This window comes from Pseudomonas sp. MLB6B (assembly GCF_054508135.1).
The window spans coordinates 1913680-1932031 of record NZ_CP199313.1 but is presented as its reverse complement, the minus strand read 5'-3'; the positions used below and the strand labels follow the sequence as shown (position 1 = coordinate 1932031).

Annotated in this window: 15 protein-coding genes and 3 pseudogenes; 14 read left to right on the top strand and 4 right to left on the bottom strand. The window is 60.1% G+C overall.

The features are described from left to right. Positions 1–151: 151 nt before the first annotated feature. Together mnmH and selD are read right to left on the bottom strand one after the other, a co-directional pair. Positions 152–1243: a tRNA 2-selenouridine(34) synthase MnmH gene (gene mnmH / locus ACSMEV_RS08405; protein WP_459208002.1), complete on the bottom strand. Its 1092-nt coding sequence runs from the start codon at positions 1241–1243 to the stop codon at positions 152–154. After that, positions 1243–2277, bottom strand: coding sequence for a selenide, water dikinase SelD (selD, locus tag ACSMEV_RS08400; RefSeq protein WP_459208001.1), 1035 nt, complete (start codon positions 2275–2277; stop codon positions 1243–1245). Before selD ends, mnmH begins: the two co-directional genes overlap by 1 nt. Positions 2278–2424: 147 nt before the next feature. Between selD and ACSMEV_RS08395 the strand changes: the two genes are divergently transcribed. From ACSMEV_RS08395 to ACSMEV_RS08370, 6 genes and pseudogenes are all read left to right on the top strand, one after another. Beyond that, complete coding sequence (locus ACSMEV_RS08395; protein WP_459208000.1) at positions 2425–3276, top strand: putative selenate ABC transporter substrate-binding protein; 852 nt, start codon at positions 2425–2427, stop codon at positions 3274–3276. Further along, complete coding sequence (locus ACSMEV_RS08390) at positions 3273–4070, top strand: phosphonate ABC transporter ATP-binding protein (protein WP_459207999.1); 798 nt, start codon at positions 3273–3275, stop codon at positions 4068–4070. The genes ACSMEV_RS08395 and ACSMEV_RS08390 overlap by 4 nt, the downstream gene beginning before the upstream one ends. After that, entirely contained in the window at positions 4064–4888 is an 825-nt protein-coding gene (phnE, locus tag ACSMEV_RS08385) for a phosphonate ABC transporter, permease protein PhnE (protein ID WP_459207998.1), read from the top strand. The genes ACSMEV_RS08390 and phnE (ACSMEV_RS08385) overlap by 7 nt, the downstream gene beginning before the upstream one ends. Beyond that, positions 4885–5646 carry a phosphonate ABC transporter, permease protein PhnE gene (gene phnE / locus ACSMEV_RS08380; RefSeq protein WP_459207997.1) on the top strand — a complete coding sequence of 254 codons (762 nt, stop codon included), beginning with the start codon at positions 4885–4887 and terminating at the stop codon, positions 5644–5646. Before phnE (ACSMEV_RS08385) ends, phnE (ACSMEV_RS08380) begins: the two co-directional genes overlap by 4 nt. A gap of 316 nt (positions 5647–5962) precedes the next feature. Beyond that, positions 5963–7117, top strand: a pseudogene (locus ACSMEV_RS08375) (FIST signal transduction protein); the annotation flags it as partial. A gap of 486 nt (positions 7118–7603) precedes the next feature. Next, positions 7604–7984, top strand: a pseudogene (locus tag ACSMEV_RS08370) (methyl-accepting chemotaxis protein); the annotation flags it as partial. A 1313-nt stretch (positions 7985–9297) separates the two neighbouring features. Here the strand turns inward: ACSMEV_RS08370 and ACSMEV_RS08365 are convergent. Beyond that, the gene (locus ACSMEV_RS08365) at positions 9298–9846 is read right to left on the bottom strand and encodes a cytochrome b (protein ID WP_459207996.1); all 549 of its coding nucleotides are present in this window, start codon (positions 9844–9846) and stop codon (positions 9298–9300) included. Between the two features lie 189 nt (positions 9847–10035). Here ACSMEV_RS08365 and ACSMEV_RS08360 point away from each other — a divergent pair, with 189 nt between their 5' ends. The 8 genes and pseudogenes from ACSMEV_RS08360 to ACSMEV_RS08325 all read left to right on the top strand — a co-directional run. Then, positions 10036–10713, top strand: coding sequence for a thermostable hemolysin (locus ACSMEV_RS08360; protein WP_459207995.1), 678 nt, complete (start codon positions 10036–10038; stop codon positions 10711–10713). Then, positions 10703–12184: an AMP-binding protein gene (locus tag ACSMEV_RS08355; RefSeq protein WP_459207994.1), complete on the top strand. Its 1482-nt coding sequence runs from the start codon at positions 10703–10705 to the stop codon at positions 12182–12184. Before ACSMEV_RS08360 ends, ACSMEV_RS08355 begins: the two co-directional genes overlap by 11 nt. Next, the gene (locus ACSMEV_RS08350; RefSeq protein ID WP_459207993.1) at positions 12181–12855 is read left to right on the top strand and encodes a TenA family transcriptional regulator; all 675 of its coding nucleotides are present in this window, start codon (positions 12181–12183) and stop codon (positions 12853–12855) included. The genes ACSMEV_RS08355 and ACSMEV_RS08350 overlap by 4 nt, the downstream gene beginning before the upstream one ends. Further along, a complete protein-coding gene (locus tag ACSMEV_RS08345; protein ID WP_459207992.1) occupies positions 12842–13651 on the top strand; it encodes an SDR family oxidoreductase in 810 nt (269 codons plus the stop codon). Before ACSMEV_RS08350 ends, ACSMEV_RS08345 begins: the two co-directional genes overlap by 14 nt. Then, complete coding sequence (locus ACSMEV_RS08340; RefSeq protein WP_459207991.1) at positions 13648–14292, top strand: tetratricopeptide repeat protein; 645 nt, start codon at positions 13648–13650, stop codon at positions 14290–14292. The genes ACSMEV_RS08345 and ACSMEV_RS08340 overlap by 4 nt, the downstream gene beginning before the upstream one ends. An 11-nt stretch (positions 14293–14303) precedes the next feature. After that, positions 14304–14963, top strand: coding sequence for a response regulator (locus tag ACSMEV_RS08335; protein WP_459207990.1), 660 nt, complete (start codon positions 14304–14306; stop codon positions 14961–14963). Next, a complete protein-coding gene (locus tag ACSMEV_RS08330; protein WP_459207989.1) occupies positions 14963–16333 on the top strand; it encodes an ATP-binding protein in 1371 nt (456 codons plus the stop codon). Before ACSMEV_RS08335 ends, ACSMEV_RS08330 begins: the two co-directional genes overlap by 1 nt. 305 nt (positions 16334–16638) lie before the next feature. Next, positions 16639–17428, top strand: a pseudogene (locus tag ACSMEV_RS08325) (integrase core domain-containing protein); the annotation flags it as partial. 13 nt (positions 17429–17441) lie between these two features. Here ACSMEV_RS08325 and ACSMEV_RS08320 read toward each other — a convergent pair. Beyond that, positions 17442–18335 (bottom strand): LysR family transcriptional regulator, encoded by an 894-nt coding sequence (locus ACSMEV_RS08320; protein WP_459207988.1) that lies wholly within the window; start codon positions 18333–18335, stop codon positions 17442–17444. Between the last annotated feature and the right edge of the window lie 17 nt (positions 18336–18352).

Below are 18352 nucleotides of genomic sequence, written 5' to 3'. Positions count from 1 at the left end.
GTCAGTGGTTGACCTGTTGGGCGGGCGGAATGCTGCGTTCGCGTGCATCGGACGATGCGACCTGGGTGCGCTGGCCTAAGCCTGCCAGGCCAGCGCAGATGGCCTGGTCACGCCCCAGGCAGGCGGACGCGAACGCGCAGACGAGCCCCGATCAGCCCCGTTGTGCCAGGTAGTGCTCCACGGCCCCGATGTCCCCCACGAACTCGACACGCTCGCCCTTGGCTTGCCGCTGATGCGCATACATCGGGTCGTAGTACTCGCGCAAAAGGCCTTCGATCCAGGCGCGATGCAACTCCACCGAACCGGAGCCACGCTGCGCGTCCAGCGCCGCCGCCATCAATGCACGCAAACGCTGGTGGCGCTCGCCGCCAAGACGCTTGTGGATGTTGTCCAGGCTCTGCAACAGGCGCTCGGCGAACCGTTCGAAGCCGTGTTCCTCGCCATGCTCGCCGAGGAACTCCGCGCTCAGGTCGGTCACGTAGTCACGCAGGATACGTTCGACACGGTTCTCGAAACTGTCCTCCAGCCATATCAACGGGTAACGCTGCATGCCCTGATACAACCCGATAGGCACGTTGCAGCTACCCACGGTGCGGCCCTCGTCCTCGAGTACGAAACGCTGAACGCCGGCATGGCGTTTCTTCAGAATGTCGATGGCCAGGCGGTTCTCGAAATCGATCTGCGCCGGCTGCCCGGTGGCACGCTTGCCAAAGCTCGATCCGCGATGGTTGGCGTGGCCTTCCAGATCCAACGCGTCAGGCCGCCTGGCCAGCACCTCGGTCTTGCCCGTGCCCGTCATACCGCCAAGCACCACGAAATCGCACTGCGCGACGGCCTGCTCCAGGGTTTCGATGAGGAAGGTGCGCATCGCCTTGTAACCGCCCACCACGCGCGGATAGTCGATGCCCGCTTCGCGCAGCCACTGCTGCACGATCTGCGAGCGCAGACCGCCACGAAAGCAGTACAGATAGCCTTGCGGGTTGTCTTGCACGAATTGCGTCCAGGCGGCGATCCGTCGCGCCTTGACCTCACCGCAGACGAGCTGGTGGCCCAGCCGGATGGCCGCATCCTGCCCTTGCTGCTTGTAACAGGTACCCACCTTCTGGCGCTCGACATCGGTCATCAACGGCAGGTTGAGCGTGCCCGGGAACGCGCCTTTGCCGAACTCCACCGGCGCACGGGTATCCATCATCGGCGTGTCGTTGAGAAACAACGCGTGAAAGTCGCGGACGTCCTCGCGCATCAGAACACCTCGACAGCGTGAGGCTGTCGCTCCACCAGGACGCCGATGGGCGCAAGGTTCAGGCCCAATCGGGCGGCGGTGGCCAGAAACGCTTGCTCGCCCTCTTCATTGACCGCAACCAGCAGGCCGCCGCTGGTCTGCGGATCGCAGAGCAGATCGCGCTGGGCATCGGTGATGACCGCGATGCGCTCACCATAGCTGTCGAAATTGCGCAACGTGCCGCCCGGCACGCAGTCCTGTGCCAGGTAGTGCTCGACCCCCGGCAGTCGGGGTACGGCGGCATAGTCGAGGCGCGCGGTCAGGCCCGCGCCGTCGGCCATTTCCACCAGATGCCCCAGCAAGCCGAAGCCGGTGACGTCGGTCATCGCCGTGACGCTGTCGAGCTTGCCGAAATGGCTGCCCGGCTTGTTCAGCGTGCACATCCAGTCGCGGGCAAGGCCGACATCCTCGGGGCGCAGCTTGGACTTCTTTTCGGCGGTGGTGAGGATGCCGATGCCCAGCGGTTTGGTCAGGTACAAGCGGTCGCCCACCTGGGCCGTGTCGTTGCGCTTCATGTGCCGCTTGTCGACCACACCGGTCACCGCCAGGCCGAAGATCGGCTCCGGGGCATCGATGGAATGGCCGCCCGCCAGGGGGATGCCAGCCGCGTCGCAGACGGCCCGACCACCGCGAATGACCTCACGTGCGACCTCCGCCGGCAACAGGTTCACCGGCCAGCCGAGGATGGCGATGGCCATCAATGGATTGCCGCCCATCGCATAGATGTCGCTGATCGCGTTGGTGGCGGCGATACGCCCGAAATCGAAGGGGTCGTCGACGATGGGCATGAAGAAATCGGTGGTCGACACCACGCCGCGTTCTTCGTCAAGCGCGTACACGGCCGCGTCGTCACGAGAAGCGTTGCCGACCCAAAGGTTGGGGTCCAGGTTCTGCGCGCCGCTGCCGGCCAGGATCACATCCAGCACCTTTGGCGAAATCTTGCAGCCGCAACCGGCGCCGTGGCTGTACTGGGTCAGGCGGATCGGCTCACTCATGGCGATTTTCTCTGCAATTGGAAAACAGGTCGCGGATTCTAGCAAAGCTGGCCTTTCTCGCCCTACCTCCTATAATCGCGGCGCTCTTCACCGGCGCTGCCAGCGGCGTCTTATCGTTTTTTCCGCCATTGAACCGGAGAACTCACCATGCTCAAGCGCACCCTGTCGCTGGTCGCAGGCTTTGCCCTGTCCGTTTCCGCCCTGGCGAGCCATGCCGCCGAAATCTTGCGGGTCTCGGCGATTCCCGATGAGGCCCCCACCGAATTGCTGCGCAAGTTCAAACCGCTGGGCGAGTACCTCGAACAGCAACTGGGCATGAAGGTGCAGTTCGTACCGGTGGCGGACTACCCTGCCGTGGTCGAAGCACTGGCCTCCGATCGCCTGGACCTGGCATGGCTGGGCGGCTTCACCTTCGTTCAGGTGCAGCAGAAAACCGGTAACGCAGTGCCTCTGGTGCAACGTGAACAGGATGCTCAGTTCACCAGCAAATTCATCACGGCCAGGGACGATGTGAAATCCCTGAGCGACCTCAAGGGCAAGACGTTCGCCTTCGGCTCGATCGCCTCGACCTCGGGCAGCCTGATGCCGCGTTATTTCATGCTCAAGGACGGCATCAAGCCGGAGTCCTTCTTCAGCCGTATCGGCTATTCCGGCGCCCACGACGCCACCGTTGCCTGGGTGCAGGCGGGCAAGGTCGATGCGGGCGTGCTCAATGCCAGCGTGTGGGACAAGCTGGTCGCCAACGGTAAGGTCGACACCAGCAAAGTGAAAGTCTTCGCCACCACGCCGACCTATTTCGACTACAACTGGACGGTGCGCGGCAGCCTCGATCCGGCCTTGGCGCAAAAGATCAAACAGGCGTTCCTGGCGCTCGACCCCGCCAAGCCCGAGCAAAAGGCGATACTGGATCTGCAGGCGGCGAGCCGCTTCATAGAAACCAAGCCTGAAAACTACATCGGTATCGAAGAGGCCGCGCGCGCCGCCGAACTGCTGAAATGACCCTGCGTCTGGCCGGCGTCGGCTTGCGTCATGGCAACGGCGTGGAGGCGCTGCGGGATCTGAACCTGACGGTCGCAGAAGGCGAGCGGGTGGCGATCATCGGCCCGTCCGGCGCCGGTAAGTCGAGCCTGCTCAATCTGCTGGCAACCGCCCTGCCCCCCAGTGCGGGCAAGCTGGAGGTGCTTGGCCGGCAGCCCTGGCAGTTGTCGGCCCGGGCACGCCAGCGCCTGCGCGCGAAGGTCGGGCTGGTTCACCAGACACCGCCACTGCCGCCACGCCAACGCGTGGTCACTGCCGTGCTGGCCGGCAGGCTCGGTCAATGGGGGCTGGGCAAGAGCCTGCTCAGCCTGCTGCATCCGGTGGACATCCCAGGCGCCCGTGCCGAGCTGGAAAAGCTCGATATGGCCGACAAGCTGTTCGTGCGCTGCGGCCAGCTCTCCGGTGGCCAGCTGCAACGGGTCGGCATTGCCCGCGCCCTGTACCACGCGCCGCACTTGCTGCTGGCCGACGAGCCGGTCTCGGCGATGGACCCGCGCCTGGCCGAGCATACGTTGTCACTGCTCTGTCGGGATGCCGAGTCGAGGGCCATCACCTTGATCGCCAGCCTGCACGCGGTCGAACTGGCGCTGCGGCATTTTCCCCGCATCATAGGCATCCGTGCCGGCTCGATCGCCTTCGACCTACCCAGCACGCAGGTGGACCAGCCACGGCTCGATGCGCTGTACGCCAACGAGCAACTGCAACCGCTCCCCCAAGGCAGCGACCCTGCGCCTGCCTGGACGCCCCGATGCTGAACAGCGACAGACGCGACCCGGCCGCCGGCCCACGTCTGCTGTTCAGCGTACTGGCCATCATCCTGCTCTGGCCCGGTATACAGCTGTCCGAGCTGGACCTGAGCGTGCTGGTGCACCCAGACAGCACGCAATCGATGGGGGGGTTTGTCGAAAGCTTCTGGCCCCCGGCACGGGACGATGATTTCCTCACCCTGCTGCTGGATGCCACGCTGCAGACACTGGCCATCGCCACGGCGGGCCTGTCGCTGGCATTGGTGCTGGCCGCGCCGGCGAGCCTGTTGGCCAGTCGGGCACTGTCCTTCTCGAGGGTCGACCGAGGCCGTCCGGGCGCGTTGGGCGAGTGCGTGCGTTGGCTCGCCCGCATCGTGCTGATCCTGCTGCGTAGCGTGCCGGAGATCGTCTGGGCGCTGCTGTTCGTCCGTGCGGTGGGCCTTGGGCCTACGGCGGGTGTACTGGCCATCGCCATCACCTACGCCGGCATGCTCGGCAAGGTCTATGCGGAAATCTTCGAATCGGTGGACCAACGCCCGCGGCACGCGCTCATGCAGGCCGGCGCCGGTCGTTTGGCTGCGTTCTTCTACGGCGTGCTTCCCGGGGCAATCGCCGAGCTGACGTCCTACACCGTCTACCGTTGGGAATGCGCCGTACGCGCCTCGGTGGTGATGGGCTTCGTAGGCGCCGGTGGGCTGGGTCAACAGCTCGACCTGTCGATGCGCATGTTCGCCGGCGCCGAAGTCGCCAGCATGCTGCTGACCTTTCTGATTCTGGTACTGCTTGCCGACCAGCTCAGCCGCCTGCTGCGCAGGAGGCTGGCATGAGACGCATCACCTCGGCCCTGATCGTGGCGGCAATCCTGATCTCGATCCTTGGCTCGTTCTGGTATCTAGAGCTCGACCTGGCCGGCTTGGGCACCTCCGCGAGCCTCGAGCAGATGGCAGGCTATGCCGCTCGCTTCATGCGTCCCGACTTCAGCGCAGGGCATTTGCGGGCCATCGCAGACGCCACGCTGGAAACCCTGGCGATGTCGGCGATGGGCACCTTGCTCGCCGCCCTGGCGGGTCTCGCCCTGGCTCTGCCCGCTGCCGGCCGCATGGGCTGGCCGCTGCAGACATTCACGCGCCTGCTGCTCAACGCTTTGCGGGCCATCCCGGAACTGGTGTGGGCCGTATTGATGGTGCTGGCCGCAGGCCTGGGACCCAACGCGGGCACACTGGCGTTGGCCCTGCACACGGCAGGCGTGCTGGGTCGGCTGTTTGCGGAAGCCCTGGAAAACACCCCGGAACACCCTGCCGCTGCCATCCGTCTGCAAGGCGGCAGTGCCTGGCTGGCGTTCTGCTACGGCACCCTGCCCACTCTGTGGCCGCAGCTGCTGGCCTACACCCTGTACCGCTGGGAAAACAACATCCGCATGGCTACGGTGATGGGCTTTGTGGGGGCCGGGGGGCTGGGGCAGATGCTCTATGTCAGCCTTAGCCTGTTCCAGGAAGCCCAGGCCAGCACGGTGATACTCGCCATGGTGTTGCTGGTGCTCGCGGTGGATGCGTTGAGTGGCTGGTTGCGGCAGCGTTGGGGGTGAGTTGGGCATCGATGAGGATGCTTGTGCAGCGCGGCAACGTTTAGGGAGACGACTGGCCGGTGATTCCAGGCTGATTTGCTTTGGGCAAATCGCTCGAGGACAGCCAGCCTGGGCGCGCAGGACGGCGTGTGGCGGTGTCACCGACACGGGTAATTTCGAGCTCGCCAACGTCTTCCCTGGCCGTGTCATTGGGCAGGCGAACGGTTTGGCTCTTGCCGTTCTAACCGCGTCCATCCGTCACGCCCCCTCCAGCCCCCGCCCAACCTGCCGATTACCCTACTAATCGCAGCCTCTCCCTCTTCATCGAGTCCACCACATGAACCTGCTCTCCCGTCTAAAAAAAGCCCGGAGCGATCATCAAGGCACCGTCACCGTCAATAGCACTGCCAACGATCTGGACGCCGCCCTCACCGCCTTACGCATCACCCCTACCTTGATCACCGGCTTCGTCTCGCCGCATTTGGACCTCGACGTCGTCTGCGCCAAGCTCAAACGCCGCTTCCCCCATTCCACCATCAGCCTGTGCACCACCTCCGGCGAACTCTGCAATGCACCCAATCTGCTGTATTGCGCGACGGGTGAACGCTGGGACCGGGTGGTGCTGCAGCTGTTCGACGACAGCCTGATCGACTCGGCCGAAGTGGTGATGGTGCCGTTGGCGTGTGAGGACATTCGCGGTGGCGGTAAGCGGTTGGGGATGCAGGAGCGGATTGCCAAGTTGGTCGCCAATATCAAGCGGGTGCAGGTACGCATGTCGATCGACCATCGCGATACGTTGGCGTACGTGGTCTTCGACGGGTTGTCGGCGTCGGAGTCGTTCTTCATGGAAGCGCTGTACGAGTCGGGGCGGTTTCCTTGTTTGTTTGTGGGGGGATCGGCCGGGGGTAAGTCGGATTTTCAGAAGACGTTGATTCATGACGGTCAGCGCAGTTATCAGAACCATGCTCAGATCGTGTTTCTGAAGACGGCGGCGCATGTGCGGTTCGGGGTGTTCAAGAGCCAGAACTTCAAACCGGCGAACTTGACCTTCAGTGTGCTGACCGCGTCGGTGGAGGACCGCACGATCGATCAGGTGATCGACAGCAACGGCAACATCAAGAGCATGGTGCAAGCGCTGTGTGATGCGTTCGGTTGCGCCCCCCAGGCGCTGGAGTCGAAGCTGGCGGACTATTCGTTTGCGATTCGGGTGGGCAGCGAGTTGTTTGTGCGGTCCATCGCGCGCATCGATTATGAGGAGCAGATCGTACAGTTGTTTTGCGACGTGGCGCCGGGCGAAGAGTTGGTGATGGTGCGGCGCACACCGTTGCGTGAGGCGACGCGCCTGGATTATGAGCAGTTCCTGCGCGGCAAGGGTGGCCAGCCAGTGGCGGGGATCTTGAATGACTGCATTTTGCGCCGGCTGAACAATGGCGCCGAACTGGGCAGCATGGCCGGCATTTTCGGCGATGTGCCGTTGGCGGGGTTTTCGACCTTTGGGGAGATCCTTGGGTTGAACCTGAATCAGACGCTGACGGCGATTTTCTTCTTTCGGGTGGCCAAGGGTACGCGTTTCAGTGATGAGTACGTGGACAACTTCATCGCCCACTACGGCGAGTTCAAGGCGTTCTTTCTACGGCGCCAGGTGAAGAAGTTGGCAGGGTTGAACCATGTGGTGGTCAAGCAGATCAGCGCATTCAAGAACAAGGACTTCAGTACCACCCTCAATACCCGTGGGCTGGACCGCAATATCCTGCACGTGTTCGAAGGTTTGGCAGACTTGGGCATGGTGTTGGCCCAGGCCGAGCGTCAGCAGGAGGACATCGCTGCCCAGCTTAAGCATTACTCGGGTGAGCTGCACGCATCGATGGATGAACTGGTGGGTACGATCGACCAGCAGAACGACGTGTCTGCCCAGGCAGGGATGACGGTGGAAGGGCTTTCCAGCCAGGCGGACGTGGCGGTGGAAGGCGCGCGCACACTGGCTGGGTCGAGTCTGCGCATCCAGTCGATCGTGCAGGTGATCCAGCAGATCGCCGGGCAGACCAACCTGCTGGCGCTCAACGCCGCCATCGAAGCGGCGCGCGCGGGCGACCTGGGCCGGGGTTTTGCGGTGGTGGCGGATGAAGTGCGCAAACTGGCGGAAATCACCCGTAAGAATGCGGCGGAAATCGGCGTGGACATCGACCTGCTGTCCAGTGAGATCCAGCGTGTCGCCCAGCAGATCGAAGACCAATCCACCGGCGTCGGCGCGTTGCGCGAGATGCTCAATGCACTGGAGGCATCGAGCCGCGCGACCGAGGGTACCGCGCAACGCACTAAAAACATTGCGGATACCTTGACCGGGCTCACCCATGCCTAGGCGCAAGTCGGCTAGGCTACGACGCCCACCTGCGATAAGCCGCTGTTATGCCTAATCGATACGCGGCGTCAGGCGTTGCAATGTTTAGTCAGATTGAACAGATGGCTCGGCCAGATCCAACACGGACTCGGCTTCTCGCAGTTGACTGAGCGAGCGTCGAATAACGTCTTGTGTTTAGGCGAAACCTTTTACCGATCTGTCCATAGCACATTTCCGGATAGGTAACGGCGGACATGACGATCTGATTGTTTCGCGCCACTTATGCGGCAAGTCGTTGCAGGACCGACTCTGAACGTTCGCGCATGATGAGGGAACAGGTGCAGATGTCGAGCGTGAAGGTGATCACAGCGCGAACCTACCTTCGTCGCTGATGACTTCTGCACGCTCTTGTAAGCAATCCTCATCGGCCTTGGGCAAATCGCTGAAGGAAAGCCAGTCTGGGCATACAGGACGTATGCGTAGTGGTGTCACCGACACAGGCGATTTCCCGCTCGCCAACACCTTCGTACGCTATGTCATCGGGCAAGCGAATGGCCGGATGCTTGTCGTTTTTGAAAAGGGAGACGGTGTGCATTGGGGGGTGGCTCGTGCGTAGGCTGAACAGGTGCGATCTAGCTGAAAAAATCATGCATACGCAAGAAATATGCTTAGCGAGTTTTCTACGGATTGCGCCACACGAGCTGAATTCCGAGGCGCCCGCGCAATGCCCTGAACCGGTGTCCGATATTCTTTGAAGGTGACGCTCTCCACTTTCGACCTTCTGCCTTTCAAGCAGATGTTTTCGCTGTTGAGTCACCCCTGCAGCGGAAGATTTCATCGATCCAGGGACTGTATACAAGGCCGGCATTAATGCCCATTGGCCCGAAAACAAAAAACCGGCCGAAGCCGGTTTCTTGAGGCGGTCGCGGGATCATTCCCACCCTATTATCAATTGACAAAAAAGATTCCTGTAAAACATAACCTTAAAACGCTGGATAATTAAACCACCCTGAAAAATGCCATGCACCGTAAAGCGTTTAAGAAGTCGGAGTAGGCTCTCTCTTGGCAAAGGCTGCCGATAGCTGCCTCTTTAGAATGGCCCACTCATCCGCATTCCCATCACGAACAACCTCGGCCAGCAGATCCGCCGCAAAAGACGGATCGGCCTAGGAACGCTCTGCCATGGCCTCATCGTGCATACGGTCTTTCATCAATGGCCCCTAGTTTGCAAATACCCTCAGCGTCAAGAATAGCCTGCTCCGGCGCCTGCACATCCGTCAGCTTCTGGCCGGAACTGGCTGTGAAGACTGACAAAAATCGGCCCACAGCTGTCTTCATGGATTTCGTTTAAACAACATCCTTTCCAGCGTATTGTCCTTCATCCAATAGTGATGAAACAGCCCCGCCACAGCATGCAAACCAATCAACCAATATCCTGTAGTGCCAGCTAGCTCATGCCAGTACTTGAGCTGTTTGGCGAAGTCCGGGGCAATGGCTACCGGTGCCGGCACGTGAAAGCCAAAGTACGGGAACGGCTTATCGCCAGCTGCGAGCATCAGCCAGGCGAGGATGGGCGTTGCGATCATCAGCCCGTACAGCGCAAGGTGTGTCAGATGCGCGATAGCAATCTGCCAAACCGGTGGTTTTGGGGTAATCGGTGGTCGCGGGTTCGGGCGCCCGACCAGGCGAACCCACACCAGGGCGAAGAGGGTTGTACCGAACAAGCCGTGCAAGCCCATGAGCAGACCCCGCGCTTCGCTGCCTTTGGGCAGATAACCCTTGATTTCAACACAGGCATAGACCCCGACGAACAGGCAGAGCATCAGCCAGTGCAGGGCTATTGAAAGCTTTCCATATCGGTTTAAGGAGATGTCGCTGGTCATAAGAGGCGCCTGTTGACTGTTGTGAGGGACCGTTGATCCGGTTGCCTTGAACCGGCGGCTTAACCCTGTTTGTCCTGTCTCAAGCGAGTCTGAAGATCGACCTAGAGATTATTCTTCTTTCACCTTCAGACTTCGTTAAGAAATGGCTTGGATACTTCGCTCAATCTCATTGAGGAAGGCGTTCGACCCATGCTCGATTTCGACTGGACCATCCCCCTGCCCTTGTATTTTGGCCAAGCTGAAACGTCACCGTTAACCTTGGCTGGTGCTTTGCCAAACGACGCTTTGCGAGCGACGTTCGAAGACTTTATCCAACAGCGTTTCCACAAGGCCCACGGCGCCGACATCCGCCACTTCATGCCCGAGCTTTTCGGCATGCACAACGGTGAGGGCCAGTTGTGTGCCGTGGCCGGTGTGCGTCGCGCGCACCTTGAACCGCTATTTCTGGAGCGGTATCTGGACGAGCCGATCGAGCCATTGATTAGCGCGGTCGCTGATCACTCGGTAGACCGAAATGCCATTGTCGAGGTTGGCAATCTTGCGGCTAGCGACACCGGCAGCGCGCGCCTGAGCATCATCGCCATCACCTATTTGCTGGCCATGGGTGGCCTGGAATGGGTGACGTTCACCGGCAATATCGGACTGGTTAACAGCTTCCGTCGTCTTGGCCTAAAACCCCTGACATTGTGCGCCGCTGATCCGGATCGACTGGGTGACGAGCGTCAATATTGGGGCAGTTATTACGAGAGCAAACCCTGGGTGCACGTCGGCGACATCCGCGCCGGGTTCGTCCACCTACGCAATATCGGCCTGTTCAGCCGACTGGGCTTGCCGACCCCGATTGAAGGAGCCTGCCATGTCGCTTGAACTGCAACGTTTTCAGGAAACCTTGCGCGAGCATGCCCGGCGCAATGACAACACGACCGCGATGTGGGGCGATACGCTGAAACTCGATTACGCCACCTTGTATGCAGAAGTGCTGTATCGCCAAGAGCGCCTACGCGATGAGCAGGTGCAAGTCGTCGCCCTGGTGCTGGAAAACGGCGTCGACGCAATGCTCTGGGATCTGGCGGTGTTGTTCGAAGGGTTGACCTGCGTGACGCTGCCGCCGTTTTTCAGTGCGGCACAACGTGCCCATTGCTTAGAGCAGAGTCAGGCCGAACGCGTGATCGCCGAACCGGAGCTGGAACCCGAACTGCGCGCTGCGGGCTATGAGCAACGCGGCGAGTTCTGGTGCCGCGCCTTTACCAGCAAAAGACACATGCCGATTGGCACCGCCAAACTGACCTTCACGTCCGGTACCACCGGCACGCCGAAAGGTGTTTGCCTGAGTGCCGACAGCTTGCTGCGGGTCGCGCGAGAGCTGGATCAGGCGAGCGAAACCACCCGGCCGCAGCATCACTTGGCGCTACTATCGTTGGCGATACTGCTGGAGAACCTAGGCTGTTATGCCGCGCTGTATGCCGGTGCGATGCTCAGTTTGCCGAGCCAGAAAACCTTGGGTATTCAGGGCGCCAGTGGCGTCGATGTACCGCACCTGTTGGGTTATCTCGCCGGGCGTGCGCCGGAGAGTCTTATCCTGGTGCCACAGCTGTTGCTGATGCTAGTCAGCGCCGCCGAACAGAAAGCCTTCGCCCCGCACACTTTGCGCTTTGCGGCGGTCGGTGGTGCACGAGTTTGCAAAGATCTGCTGGACCGTGCGCAACGGGTCGGCTTACCGGTTTTTGAAGGTTACGGTTTATCCGAATGTGCGTCAGTGGTGTGCCTCAACCGCCCCGGCGCACTCCGACCCGGCAGCGTCGGTCGACCGCTGCCCCATGTCGAAGTGCGTTTGGCCGAAGACGGTGAAGTACTAATCAAGGGCTCGATGCTGCTCGGTTATCTAGGGGACACATCGTACGCCGATGAATGGTGGCCAAGCGGCGACCTGGGCGAGTTCGACCTTGAAGGCTTTCTATATCTCAAGGGGCGCAAGAAGCATCAGTTCGTCACCAGTTACGGGCGCAACGTCAACCCGGAATGGGTCGAGTCCGAGCTGACCCAGCGCCGGCACATCGCCCAGGCGTTCGTTTACGGTGAGTCTTTGCCGCGCAATCACGCCCTGCTCTGGCCGCATCGCCCCAACTGCACCGATGCCGAACTAGCCGCTGCCGTCGCCGAAGCCAACGAGGCGTTGCCCGATTACGCCCAGGTGCATCAGTGGACGCGCCTGTCGCACCCCTTCACCACCGCCAATGGTTTGCTAACCGCCAACGGTCGCCCACGCCGCGACGCCATCGTCGCGCAGTACCACTCCCTATTGACCGAATCCGTTGTCCGAGAGGAATCCTTATCATGAGTTTTTTCGACACCCTGCAAGAAGCCACACAGCGTGAACGCCACGAGCTGCTCAACCTGCCAATCATCCTTGATGCGTTGCACGGCAAGGTTAGCCTCGATAGCTATCGGGCTTTTCTCGCACAGGCCTACTATCACGTGCGCCACACCGTGCCGTTGATGATGGCGTGCGGCGCACGTTTGCCGACGCGTCTGGAATGGCTGCGCAAAGCGGTGTGCGAGTACATCGAAGACGAATACGGTCACGAACAGTGGGTACTCAATGACATCGCAGCCTGCGGAGGTGATCACAAGGCCGTACATGATGGCCAGCCTTCGCTGCCGATTGAGCTGATGGTGAGCTTCCTTTATGACCTGATCGCCCGAGGCAACCCGGTAGGGCTTTTCGGCATGGTCAATGTTCTCGAAGGCACCAGCATCGCACTGGCGACCCATGCGGCCGGGAGCATTCGGGAGCACCTGGCGTTGCCGGAAACCGCCTTTAGTTACCTGAGTTCTCATGGTTCGCTCGACATCGAACACATGCAAACCTATCGCCGCCTGATGAACCAGTTGGAAGATCCTGAGGATCAAGCGGCAGTGATTCATGCTTCAAAGGTCGTGTACCGACTGTACACCGACATGTTTCGCGACCTGCCTCGTCACGCGGAGATCGAATATGCACGTGCGTAACGCGCGCGTGGTCTTGACCGGTGCCAGTGGCGGTATCGGCATGGCTATCGCCGAAGCCTTGTGCGCCGCCGGTGCTCGAGTGTTGGCCGTCGCGCGGCATCAGGAAGCCTTGGCCCCGCTGCTCAAACGCTACCCTGACGCCCTGTGCTGGGTTGCAGCTGACCTGACACTGCAAAGCGACCGACGCAAAGTACTCGCCGCCGTCGAAGAAATTGGCGGCATCAACCTGTTGATCAACGCTGCCGGGGTGAACCACTTCGCCATGCTCGAACAGCTCGACGACAGTGATATCCATGCAATGCTCGCGGTGAATCTCAACGCGCCGATCTGCCTGACCAAGCTATTGCTACCGCTACTCAAGCAGGCCGACAGCGCCATGATAGTCAACGTCGGCTCGACCTATGGCTCGATCGGCTATGCCGGTTACGCCAGCTATTGTGCGACCAAGTTTGCACTGCGCGGGTTCTCCGAGGCGTTGCGTCGAGAGCTGGCCGACACCCGGGTCAGCGTGCTCTATGTCGCACCGCGGGCCACCCGCACGTCGATGAACAGCGCGACGGCGCAAGCCTTGAACGATGCGCTCAAGGCCAACGTCGATGATCCGCAAACCGTGGCCTCGGCGGTGATGCACGCGATGGCCGGGGACCGCCGCGACCTGTATCTGGGATGGCCCGAGCGCTTCTTCGTGCGCCTAAACAATCTACTGCCGCAACTGGTCGATCGAGGTCTGCGCAAGCAATTACCCCTGATCCGTCGTTTCAGCGAAAAACCCGAGAACGAGACCCTCAAACCATGAAAAAAATCTTCGCGTGCCTGTTGATAGCAACCCTTAGCCAAAGCGTTTGGGCACTGGAGGCCGCCGACAAGCAGCGCCTGAGCAGCATTCAACAAAGCTGGGCGCACATCCAATACGAAGTGGCGGAAAAACAGCGCGCTGCTGCGTTCGAGCAGTTGTCCAGTGAAACCCGGGCGTTCACTGCGCAGCGCCCGGCGGTAGCCGAAGCCTGGGTCTGGAAAGGCATCGTCACCAGCAGCTGGGCCGGTGCCGAAGGCGGACTCGGAGCGCTGGGGAAAGCCAAGGAAGCCAAGGCCGACCTGGAGAAGTCCCTGACGCTCGACCCCAAGGCTCTGCAAGGCTCCGCCTATACTAGCCTGGCGGCGCTGTATGATCGAGTGCCCGGCTGGCCCATCGGTTTCGGCGATAGCGACAAAGCTGAGCAGCTGATCAAGCAGGCACTGCAACTCAACCCACACGGCATCGACAGCCTCTACTTCTGGGGCGATCACCTCTACCGTCAGAAACGCTACGCTGAAGCGAGAGCAGCGCTGCAAAAAGCCCTGCAAGCGACGCCGCGTCCCGGCCGTGAGACGGCAGATGCCGGACGTCGCAAAGAGATCACCACGCTGCTGGTGGACGTCAACAAGAAAATCGACTGACAGGAGTCCCCGTGCGTGTATTACTGATTGAAGATGATGTGGCGCTAGGTGAAGGCATTCATCAAGCACTTGGGCGCGTGGGATACACCGTCGATTGGCTCAAGGACGGCAGCAGCGCGCTGCATGCCCTGCTCAGCGAAACGTTCGATGTCGCTGTGCTGGATCTCGGCTTGCCACGCATGGACGGTCTCGAAGTACTGCGGTGCCTGCGCGACAGCGGCTCGAACCTGCCGGTATTGATTCTCACCGCCCGCGATGCAACCGAAGATCGCATCGCGGGGCTGGATGCCGGTGCCGACGACTACCTGATCAAACCGTTCGACCTGGCCGAACTCAAGGCGCGATTGCGAGCGTTGTTGCGGCGCAGTGCCGGCCGCGCGCAAGCGCTGATCGAACATGCCGGCATCAGCCTCAACCCCAGCACCCAGCAAGTCAGCTACCAGGGCCTTCCCGTGGCACTGACGCCCAAGGAGTATCAGTTGCTGCATGAACTGCTCTCACCTCCAGGCCGGGTGCTGACTCGCGACCAACTGATTCGACTGCTCTATGGCTGGAGTGAAGAAGCGGAAAGTAACACGCTAGAAGTGCACATCCATCACCTACGTAAAAAGTTCTCCACGGAGCTGATCCGTACCGTTCGGGGTGTGGGCTATCTAGTGGAAGACCGCTGATGACTTCGATCCGCCGCCGTACATTGACACTAATCACTGGCCTGCTGCTGGCCGCTCTGGCGGTGCTCAGCCTCTTCAATCTGCACGATAGCAATCATGAAATCGCCGAGGTGTACGATGCTCAACTGGCGCAGAACGCGCGCTTATTGCAAGGCGTGATGCGCATGCCGCTGGCGAGCGAGCAGCACGCCGAACTGTACAGAGCCTTCAATACCGCACTGGGCGAAGCGGTGCCGCGCGGCGATGGTCATCCTTACGAACGGAAAATTGCTTTTCAGGTGTGGAACCGTGACGGTGAGGTATTGGTGCACACTGCCAGCGCGCCGTCCTTCAGTTCACCTCCGACGGAACCGGGTTTCAGTGATGTGGTGGATTTGAACCATCGTCATTGGCGCGCCTTCCTCCTTGAAGACCTACAAAACGGCATGCGCATCTGGGTTGGCGAGCGCCATGATGTGCGCGCTGATCTGGTCGACCGCATCGTGCGTCATACGCTATGGCCGAACATCGTTGGCAGTTTACTGCTCGCGGCGATGGTCTGGCTTGCTACAGGCTGGGGCTTGAAGCCCTTGGCAAACATGGCTGAGACCCTGCGTGCCCGCCACAGCGGTTCACTTGAGCCGTTGCAACTGACACCGCTGCCCAGCGAACTTGAGCCCATGCAGGCAGCGCTCAACCGCATGCTCGCGCAGATTCAAGAAGTGCTTGGCCGTGAACGACGCTTCATTGCCGACGCAGCCCACGAAATGCGTACGCCACTCGCCGTGCTGCGAGTACATGCGCAAAACCTGCTGGAGGCAGGCACGGAACAGGAGCGTCGCGAATCGCTGGAATTCCTTATATCAGGCGTTGATCGCACCAGCCGACTAGTCAACCAGTTACTGACCATGGCGCGACTGGAACCCCAACCTAATCCGACACCACTACAGCGCATCGACCTCAGCGAAACCGTACGTAACAGTCTCGTGCAACTGACACCGTGGCTGTTGAGTAAAAACCTTGAACTGATATTCGATGTCAGTGACGAGCCATTTTACGTATTCGCCAACCCCGCCGCCATTGACATCGCGCTGAACAACTTGATCACCAATGCAGCCAGTTTTTCTCCCGAACACGGGGCAATCACTGTGCAACTGAGCCAGACTGATGGTTTCTGTCATTTGACCGTCGACGACTGGGGGCCGGGAATTGATGAATCATGTAGAGAGCGATTGTTTGAGCGTTTCTATAGCCGTGGAACGGCGCAAGGAGCCGGTTTGGGGCTGGCCATTGTCAATACCATCGCCCTGAGTCTGAACGGTCGTATCGAACTGGTAAACCGGGCAGAGGGAGGTTTGAGGGCTACGTTATCAATTCCAGCAAAAGAATAATCGCATAGCATCAAGCGATTATTTCGCTTCGCACAGTCGGTAAACATCGTGTGGGCCATGAGTTGCACCGAGTTTCCCGCTGAATAAGACTCCTGCCAGCCATTACCTCGTCTGCGCGGGTAAGCACACTCGATACCATGCCAGCACTGTCCAATTGAACAGGGTATCGATGTCCTTTTCTAGTGAAGCTTGCACTGAGCACCATGGCCAACGCCAAACTGGACCAGCAACTCACACCCTGTGTCTAAGTGTTCAGTCCCAGAAAGTCATGGTGCATCCTTAACCCCTCAGGAGGAGGATGTAGTTTGGAAGGACGTATCCATGGTTCAGCCCGCACAACGCCGCGAATTCGAGCCGAGCTCCAAGCGTCCACAGAGTCGAATCGAAAGCTTGCCGCCTTCTACCGTTTAAACGTGAAGACTGTCGCAAAGTGGCGTGCAAGAACCACGACGCAGGACGCTAGGGGTCAGCCAAGCACCTAAACGTGCAGGCGCGGCAAAGCGCGGTAAATTCGACAATACAGAGATGGGCTATCTGTACATCGATAGCTCGGAGCTACGCCTTGAAACGGGCAAGCAACACCTGTTCGTGGCGGTTGATCGCGTTACGAAGTTTACCTATGCCGCGTTCTTCGACGCCGCTACCAAGCGTAATGGCGCTGAGTTTTTGCGCCAGGTCGTGCAGGCTTTCCTATACAGGATCCACACCGTTCTGACTGACAACGGTGCAGCTTTCACCGAACAGGCACGGTATCGAAACGGGGCGACCAACAGGTTTGGTAGGCACATTTTTGATCGCGTCTGCTACGACCACGGCATAAAACATCGACTGACCAAGGCTTACCACCCATGGACCAACGGCCAGGTCGAGCGCATGAACCGTACGATCAAAGACGCCACGATCAAGGTCTTCCAGTACCCCGGCTTCGCCGTACTAAAGGCGTACGTATTGGCTTTCATAACGGCGTACAACTTCGCCAGACATCTCAAAGCCTTGCGATGGCGCACTCCATTCACGGTGATCTGTGAGGCCTGGACGATAAACCCAGAGCGACTCACTGCCAATCCGCGCCATCTCATTCCGGGACCGTACACCTGGCAAGTGCAAATTACTCGTCTCGGATCAACCCAGCTATCCAATCGGCGAAAGAGCTCACAGCGGGCGAAAGAAATTGCTGATGCGGGTATAGCAGGTTCACGGGCACCGGAGCCGGCTGCCAATCAGCAAGCACTTCGATCAAACGCCCCTCTCGCAGGTGTTCGCTGACCACGTTCTCAGCGAGCTGAATCAACCCAAAACCATCTAGGCACATTTTGATGTAGAGCCCGGTCTCGTTGACAGCGGCTGTACCATTTACCGCCACTGAGATCTTTTCAGCACCGCGTGCGAAGCGCATTTCACCCGCTTGCCTAGCGCTGCCCGAGAAGTAGTGGATAGCACGGTGGTGCGATAGATCGTGTGGTGTTTGCGGAGTACCGTTCTCTTCGAGGTAGGCGGCAGATGCACAGGTTACCCAGCGAAACCGGCCAAGTGGGCGCGCAACCAGGGTTGAATCATGGAGCTTGCCGGTACGAATCACGCAATCAATACCTTCTTGAAGCAGATCAATCTGTCGATCGTTGACGCCGACCATCAGATAGATGTCCGGGTAGCGTCGGTAAAAGTCACGCAGGCTTGGCATGACGATGAAGTGGGCAATGCCGCCCGGCATATCGACACGCAAACGCCCCTGCGGCCGTTTCACGGAATCCGTCAGGCTGGTCTCCGTATGTTCGATCAGCTCCAATATTTCTCGGCACTGCGTCAGGTATTGGGTGCCTTCAGGGGTCAGGCTGACTCGCCGGGTGGTTCTGTTCAGCAGGCGCACCTGCAGGTACTTCTCAAGATTCTTGACGCTGCTCGTAACCGTCGAGGCCGGCAAAGAGAGCGTCTGCGCCGCTTGAATGAAGCTTCCTGCCTCTGCCACACGTACGAAAATCTGCATCGCTTGAATTCGATCCATGACGGTTAGCAGTCTCT